Annotated in this window: 3 protein-coding genes and 1 pseudogene; 2 read left to right on the top strand and 2 right to left on the bottom strand. The window is 51.8% G+C overall.

Features of this window, described 5'->3' with window-relative positions; all coding sequences use genetic code 11:
* A pseudogene (locus tag K9857_RS29030) lies at positions 1-503 on the top strand (AAA family ATPase); the annotation flags it as partial.
* 381 nt (positions 504-884) lie between these two features.
* On the opposite strand, the gene K9857_RS29025 reads toward K9857_RS29030, so the two are convergent.
* The gene (locus K9857_RS29025; RefSeq protein ID WP_224541803.1) at positions 885-1,928 is read right to left on the bottom strand and encodes a DUF4365 domain-containing protein; all 1,044 of its coding nucleotides are present in this window, start codon (positions 1,926-1,928) and stop codon (positions 885-887) included.
* Positions 1,929-2,227: 299 nt separating this feature from the next.
* Between K9857_RS29025 and K9857_RS29020 the strand changes: the two genes are divergently transcribed.
* On the top strand, positions 2,228-6,643 hold the full coding sequence (locus K9857_RS29020) for a sacsin N-terminal ATP-binding-like domain-containing protein (RefSeq protein WP_224541800.1): 4,416 nt from the start codon (positions 2,228-2,230) through the stop codon (positions 6,641-6,643).
* Positions 6,644-6,833: 190 nt separating this feature from the next.
* On the opposite strand, the gene K9857_RS29015 is transcribed toward K9857_RS29020, so the two are convergent.
* The coding region (locus K9857_RS29015) for an MbcA/ParS/Xre antitoxin family protein (RefSeq protein WP_224541798.1) at positions 6,834-7,348 on the bottom strand (515 nt) is incomplete at its 5' end.

Raw genomic sequence — 7,348 nt, 5'->3', positions numbered from 1 at the left:
TTGTGGCGCTAGGCAGCTGCTCCAGCATCCCCAAAGGGGTTTCGGTGCTCTCAGCTATGGGTATCACCTGTGGAGTAATTGCAGACTTGGATTTTGCTTTCACACACGCCAGGAGTGGTGCCGAGTCTTGGTTATCAAAAGACGGTGAGGATATGGCCAAAGTAAGAGACGTGTTGGCCAGAATTGGAGCAGAGCAAGGTGTGCCGCTGGGTGGGAACGGTCTGCCCGTCAATGCTGGTGGATTGAGAGCGGCGGATACCTGGGCGCTTTTCGCACAGGACGCGGATGGCCTCAAATTAGCGGAAGCAGCTCACCAAGAGCTTCTGGCCCGAACTACGTGGGTATGGCCTATCGGCTGTATTGAGGATGTATTCGGTATTCACGAAAAAGGCGAAGAAGCCATTCTTGAACAAGAGGATTTTCTACGTGGCGCTGATGGTGCATCAACTGAGGCAAGGGCACCGTTGCTGAGGGCCTGCTTGGAATGGTTGAGAGCAATTTGATCGGCCAATGAGTAGATTTAATGAGGCCACGTATCAGTGGCCTTACCAATACAAGCATTCCCCCCTGCTCAAAATAGGACCTAGGCGGGTGCGGTGCCTGTCTTGAGAGCTTTGGGTAATTGCATAGATTTGCCCACACATTTGCATTCGAGCTGACCAATTATTTGCATCAGATTTGACTGGCATGATTCGCGTACATGATGGGGCAGAAAACGACCGAATGCTGACGGTGGTGCTTATCCATGGATTTTTGTAATAGGGTTATGATACCGTTTTGTTTGATCGGTGCGCACACAATAGAGAGTGGCTAACTCGTTACCTAGCCTGCCGGTACTGGAGTTTTTCTGGTACGTCTGGATCAGTCTGAGAGTGACGCACCGGTCAAATTTTCCCCTTCCGTCTACCGGGCTCGTAGACGGAGTAGAACCATGTTTTGGTCCCTACGATTCGAATCCGATCCTTCGTCTCCAAGCCTTCGACGGTTGAATCTTCAATAAGGGTGGTCTCGCGCTTGAGGATCACTATCACTTCTGAAGCCTCCCGTGCTGGCCATTTCACCATGGCCGATACCCCCAGGTAATCGTATTGCGCCCACGAACCATCGGTGAACTGCCGAGTCTTCAAGCCTCTGCGTAGCTTATGCCAAGTCTCAACCGTCTCAATGATACGCGCTGCGACTGGTAGCAACTCAAAGCTCGCCTGTATGCGAGAGAGTGGACGTCGCACTCGAGTGATGTGAGACCAGCCAGTCCGGTTGATTGTGACGGTGCCAAGTGTGGGATGTGAAGCGCCTGCGGTCTTCCAAATTTGATAAAAGTCCCAGGCAGCAGGTTTGAGGCTTTTCGAGAATAGGTTGAGACGATTTGGCAGATTACCCTGCCTCGACATATCTATCTCTGCCAGCCCAAGCGCTCGATGCTGGCCGGTGGCGAGTCGAGAAAAAGGGCGAAGGCACTCAATGCCTGGTTGAAATCGGTTTTTTAGTTGAACGATCACCGTGCCTCTGTCGGTGTAAGACTCGGTCAGTTTGAGATCGGCCCACCAAGCTTGGCTCGGCATCTTCCATAGACCTCCCACCTCCTTTACGTACAGTAAGGCAACCGGCAGGGGAGATTTTTTCCAAAGCTCTCGCTTGGTTTCGATGTTAGGAATTTTAATTTCAATAAAATCTTCCCCCGTGCGGGCTACATAGCTAGCCCCGCTCTTAATCTGCACATGAATCAAACCGCCGGTGAAAAGGTGCTTCCACGACCTCCGATCTTCTGGCCGATCCTCGTCCACCTTCAAGGTACGCAAGTAAATCAGCCCATCCACACCGTCATCGTCGACCTGCCCCATTTCTTGCCAGGACCAACCCCATGCACGGCAAACCGAATCGGTGTAGGCCGTGCTTGCAGCAGAAATTCGATTCGACTCTGATGTCACCTTTGTACCTTTCCAGTATTTTCAATATCCGCAATCTAGCACGGGCCACGACGGCATTGCCTGTCACCCGATGGCCAGAATAGATGGGAATGGTAAAAGTGTTGTCTGTTCACTGTTGCGTATTCGCTACTTTTACAGCGCAGCCCTTCAGCCGTAATCTCCGTTAGCAAGTGTTTGAGTCTCGACAATCGATATCTCAGACCACATCAATCCGACGCCGAAATGTCGATGAAATCAAAAGACTCCATGGGTGGGTTACGCTAGCCTGCATCAATCAATCGATCACTGGCCACTGTCATATGACCCCTCTAAACGCAGCCATCCAAAGCAACGATCAGCTGGACTTTGAGAGGGGGAGAGAGGCTGCTCGTTTAATTTGGGAAGATGATCCTGCGACGAACACCTTGGTCGATCCACGAAGCCCAGCGTTCGCGCATGCAATGATCGATGCGTCGGTTGAGGAGTTGCGAAACTCGAAGGGCCTGTTGAAAAAGATGATTGATCGCGCAACTGCCGGTGCAGAAGACTTGGCTGTTGCTCAGTTTCAAGGCGTTATCGAAGTTATTCAGAACGCCGATGATGTTCGCGCCAATGAAGTACGATTCGCCCTCAGAGACGGTCCAAGAGGTCGGCAGTTGCTCATTGTGCATGATGGAGAACCGGTCACTTGTCACAACGTTCTCGGTATGGCATTACCGTATCTGACATCCAAGACAGAACGAACTGATCAGCGCGGACGTTTCGGTATCGGAATGAAAACGCTCAAACGCGTCGCTGATGCCATTGCGGTGCATTCTGCTCCATACCACTTCTCAAGTGATCAGCAGTGCTTCGGCAGAATTGATGCCGAGCCAGAGATAACAGTTTTTTACGAGCCCAGCAGTGAAACGTTGTTAGTGGCAGATCTGAGCAATACCTTTGAAGAGGAAAACCTCGCCGATTGGTTCGACACGTGGCGTGATGAAGGGCTTATGTTCCTTGCCTCAGTTAGCAGATTTCGTTGGTGCGAGACCAACGGGACCACTCGAAGTGAACGCTCGCTCGTTTTTTCACCTTGGGTCAACTCCGAATACTCGCTCCACCACCAAGGGATGACGCGGTTGCAATCCAGGCATGTCGTTGGGCCAGAAAATAACTGGACCGTCTGGAGGGCAACTATGCAGGTTCCTTCTCACCTGCACCCAGCACATAAGGCACGAAGCAATGATACGAATATTTCTATCGCATTAGGCGCACAAGAGGGAATGTCTGGACTTTTCATTGGCTTTCGTACGCAGGTCAATGTGTCCCTCCCGTTTTCGTTAGATGCCCAGTTTGACCCCAGCACATCTCGAGAAGCAATCATTGAGAACGCTTGGAACAGTTGGCTGATTGACCGAGCCTGCGATGTGGTGGCGACCATTTCCGCGGGGTTATTGGCGTCCGAACCACAGCGTGCTTGGGCGTTGGTGCCACTTGCTGAAGAAGGAGTCGGTGAGGCCAATGATTACTGGCTGCATAAGCGTTTTTCTTCAGGCCTTCAGGCTGCGCGCAATTGGTTAGGAACCGAGGCCTTGGTCTGCCTACGTAGTGGTATGTCGACGCTCGCGAACGTTGTTTATGAAGACGAAGTGCTCGATGGACTTCTTGATGAAGAGGATCTAGGCCGAATGGTCGAAGGCCTCAATCCGCTTGAAGCTGACATCCGCGATAAAAAAGAACGTTGGCGGCGAGTTTTGAGTGCCTTGGGTGTATCGCGTGTTCTTGGCACAAAGGCTCTATTGGAATCGCTGGAAAACGGGTCGTTTGAGGATAAGTCAGAATCCTGGTGGGTGGAGTCGGGATCACGGTTGGTGCTCCATCACCCCGACGATGAGCTTTTCGGAAGGGCATTTTTGTTGTCCCATCATTATCTCCCCTTGTCCTGCAAAGAATTTGGTGAGACCGCTCGACCGCTTGTGTTTAGTGCCTCTCCGTCACCTTTCGCTGAGCGCTGGAATCTTCTGGAGTGTATCCATTCGGCATACGCTCATGGTGATGCGGGCGAAACAGTCATCAATTGGCTGGAAGCCAACGCGGCCTTCGTAACTGCTCTCGACGCCAAAACAGAGCTTGCAGCTTTTGCTGAGGCTTTTAAAGGTCAGAAAATTGACATTACCGATGATGATTTGCGTGATCTTCGAGCGCGTTTCGATGAGATTCCGGACCAGCAAGCGGCGCCGTTAGGCTTAGAAATCGGTGCCATATTACGAGTTGATGGCCACGTATTTAAATCCGGAAAAACCTCGCGCCAGAAGGTGTCGCTTGCCGAAAGTTACTTTTGTAAGACTCTCGACGGTGAAAACTCCACATGGCCCGATGCAGCAGGAACTACGACCAACATCCAGTGGGTTTCGGCTAGATACGAGGCTGTGCTGAAGACCGAAGCTGGAAAATGGGCTAAGCGTAAACGTGACGATGGCTCTGTCTCACGAGGCCCAAGAAAGTTTCTAAGCCTACTGGGGGTCGAGGGCACCCCGCGTGTCATGAAGTTGGATGAGCGCGTACGGTGGGGCGGCGTAAGACGATCGGCAGACCTGCGGCAGAAAGGAGCAGAGCTAGTCAGGTACGATCAAGTCTCGCCCGATTTAAGCCGCGTACTGCATAGCCTGCTCGCCCTCAGCAAGCGCGATGCGAGAATACGAAGTTCTGCGTTACTACGAACTTTGTCTCGAAATTGGGACCTTGTTTATTCGCCGCGAAGCGCAGTGCCGGCTGAGCACCTAGCGATAAAACACACGTACAGTCGCGGCGAGATCAGTGCCGCTTGGGTCAATGAGCTACGTGATACTCGATGGATTGCTGTGGGGCGTGGGGAATTAGTAGTACCGCAATCAGCAGTGCTACGAACGCCTGAGACGCAGACTACTTATTCGACCTTCGTTTGCGATATCGTTGGTAGAGAAATTAATACCAGCCTTGCGGCCTCGCTGAATTTGATTACGGATGTCCGCGTCGGGGATCTAGTGGCGACGCTTGAAAAGTTACGTGATAGCGGTGAGGTTGTGACTCATGCCCAAACGCTACCTCTTTATAGGACTATCGCCAAACGTTGCCCACCAGTAACCACCTACAATGCACGGATCGGCGAATTAAGTGTTCAGGAGCTTCGTCAAAGGTTTTTAGCCAAAGGGGGCTTAATTCATGTCGGCGAGAGTAGATGGCGTGGGCCAAACGATCTCATGATGGGGATGGACATATTTCATGATCGTCAGTCGTTTGTGCCTGGTGGGATCGCTTGTACCAATCTGTGGGTGATGCTCGGTGTTGCAGAGCCAGATTTTGACGACTGCATCCAGTTCTGCCGAGATTTAGCTGTAGCCCCCTATGATCCAGAGGCGGAAGCGGTGCTAATGGACGTTTATCGATACATGGAAGGCATCAAAGATTTAATTGAGCCTAGGCATCGGGCCAAACTCCGTACCTTACCTGTTCATTGCGAAGACGGATGGACCACAGCTCGACCGGTTTTTTATGTAGAAAACTCCGAGTTACGTAATCAATTGGCAAAAAATATACTGTCATTGAAATTCTGGATTCCTCCATGCGATGTGCGCGACCTGCCCCATCTTATGAAGTTTCTAGCCGTGGTAACGCTTAGCCCGAGCCTTAAGATCGAGGCAGAAAGTGAAGAAGCTGTCGAGTATGGAGAGCAGACGCGAATGCGTTTTGTCCACGCTCTTGATCACCTTTCGACTGAGTTGGCACACAGCGCACCTGCACTGCGAGATCGTATAGCTATCGGATGGGACGAGCTTAAAGCGGTGCCATTGATGGTCTATCACCGGTTGATCCCTGTCAGGGCGACATTTCCTGATTTGTCCTTGCCTAGCGTTTTGGTATCGCTAAAAGCCTTCATGCAGGAAAGTCCTCCAGCATTCCATTTTCGAGACGACGACATTGGTGACCGAGATTCGGCGGGCAAAGTTATTGCGTCAATGTTCCCAATGGAAGGGCGCCGAAGAATCGATGCTGAGTGGGTGCTTGCGTGGCAGAAAAGTAGGGACGTAGTCACTGCCGAGATTCGCCTTGCTAGTGACGAAAAACGTAGCGATGCGATGCAGGAAGCGGCCGCCGCTATTAATGCATCGCTCAAAGGCAAAATTATCGTCACACAGCCTAGAAGTAATGATGCTTATATCAAGCCACGGACGCTTAAAGAAACAGTAGGCGCTGTCGTTGGCGCTACCATTAATCCTGGTATCACGCGGCTAAAACCCCCAGCCAAATCTGCGGGAATATTGAAAGCCAAACCACCTAGCCTAAGCGATACGAATGAGTCATCAAGCCCAAGTGCCCCCGCCGCATATACGAATGCCGACCTCGAGCAGCGCGGCTGGGAAATACTTGTACAGGCACTAGAGACGTCGGCAGATCGACGCCTTGTTGATTTTCGCAAGCGTCAAGGAGTAGGAGCAGATGGAGTGTTCGACTGGAAAACATTTGTCGAAATGAAAGCAACCGCTCGTAGTCCTCAATCCCAAATCGAGCTATCAAATAATGAGTTCAACCGTGCGAAGGAACGTGGTAGCGACTTTATACTGGCGCTCGTCTCCGGACTTGAAACGGGATATAAGGACGAGGTAAGGCTTATATTCGATCCTGCAAATTGCGCAACGATCCGACCTACAAATGGTGTGAGACTGGTGGCCTTACTAGAGCTTCCTTCAATCATCATCCGTTTCGAAAATACCTAGGGCTACGCTTTATCGGTAGGGCGCAACCCAAGCGAGTGCCCCCCTTGCAAACTTGGATTGAGCCAATCTATACAACAAACTGGCTAAACCGTTCGGCAGTCCATTTCTGAAGGGGAGCACTCCCGATTCGCGAAGTGTCACCGCAGACGCCTGAGTCAGTTTTAGGTCAGCGGCAACATTCATAACTGCGTCACGGAGTGATGCCGTGCTCAAGTTGTCCGATGAGCGTCAAGACCTGGCGCTGGCCGTCCGCAGATCCTGCTAAAGCCAACGGAACCGTATGTGCAAGCGCAGGCGCAGGTTGAGTCAACCAGCGGGCCGCGGCCTGACCATCAAGTGCAAAAAGCGCCAATGCAGCACCCAGCAATTCGCCCATCGGAGGAGCTTGCAGCAGGTTATTCTCCAGTGTAAGGAGAGCCCCCTCATAAACAGTCTGGTTCTCATGCACCGGGCAACGCGTTTGCATCCAACCGAAGAGAGACACCGTCTTGCCGAGAGCGCCGCATATCTCACAGATGGACGGCGATAGAAATTCCGCGAGTTCAACCGCAGCGGTAGCGTAACCGCTTCCCTGTCGGTAGTAAAAACGGAGCCCGCCAAATTTTTCTTTAACTTGTGAAGCCAGAAACTCAGTGCCATTGGTGTCGATGTCGTGCTGAATCAACTCGCAAACTGCATCGATAAGCGTGAACCAGCCGTCACCGC

The organism is Pseudomonas sp. REP124 (assembly GCF_020164475.1).
Taxonomy (GTDB): Bacteria; Pseudomonadota; Gammaproteobacteria; order Pseudomonadales; family Pseudomonadaceae; genus Aquipseudomonas.
This window is presented reverse-complemented; position numbering and strand designations above follow the sequence as displayed.

Excerpts from the sequence above, each read along its gene's own strand:
- K9857_RS29020 (WP_224541800.1), top strand. The coding sequence starts at position 2,228 with ATGACCCCTCTAAACGCAGCCATCCAAAGCAACGATCAGCTGGACTTT.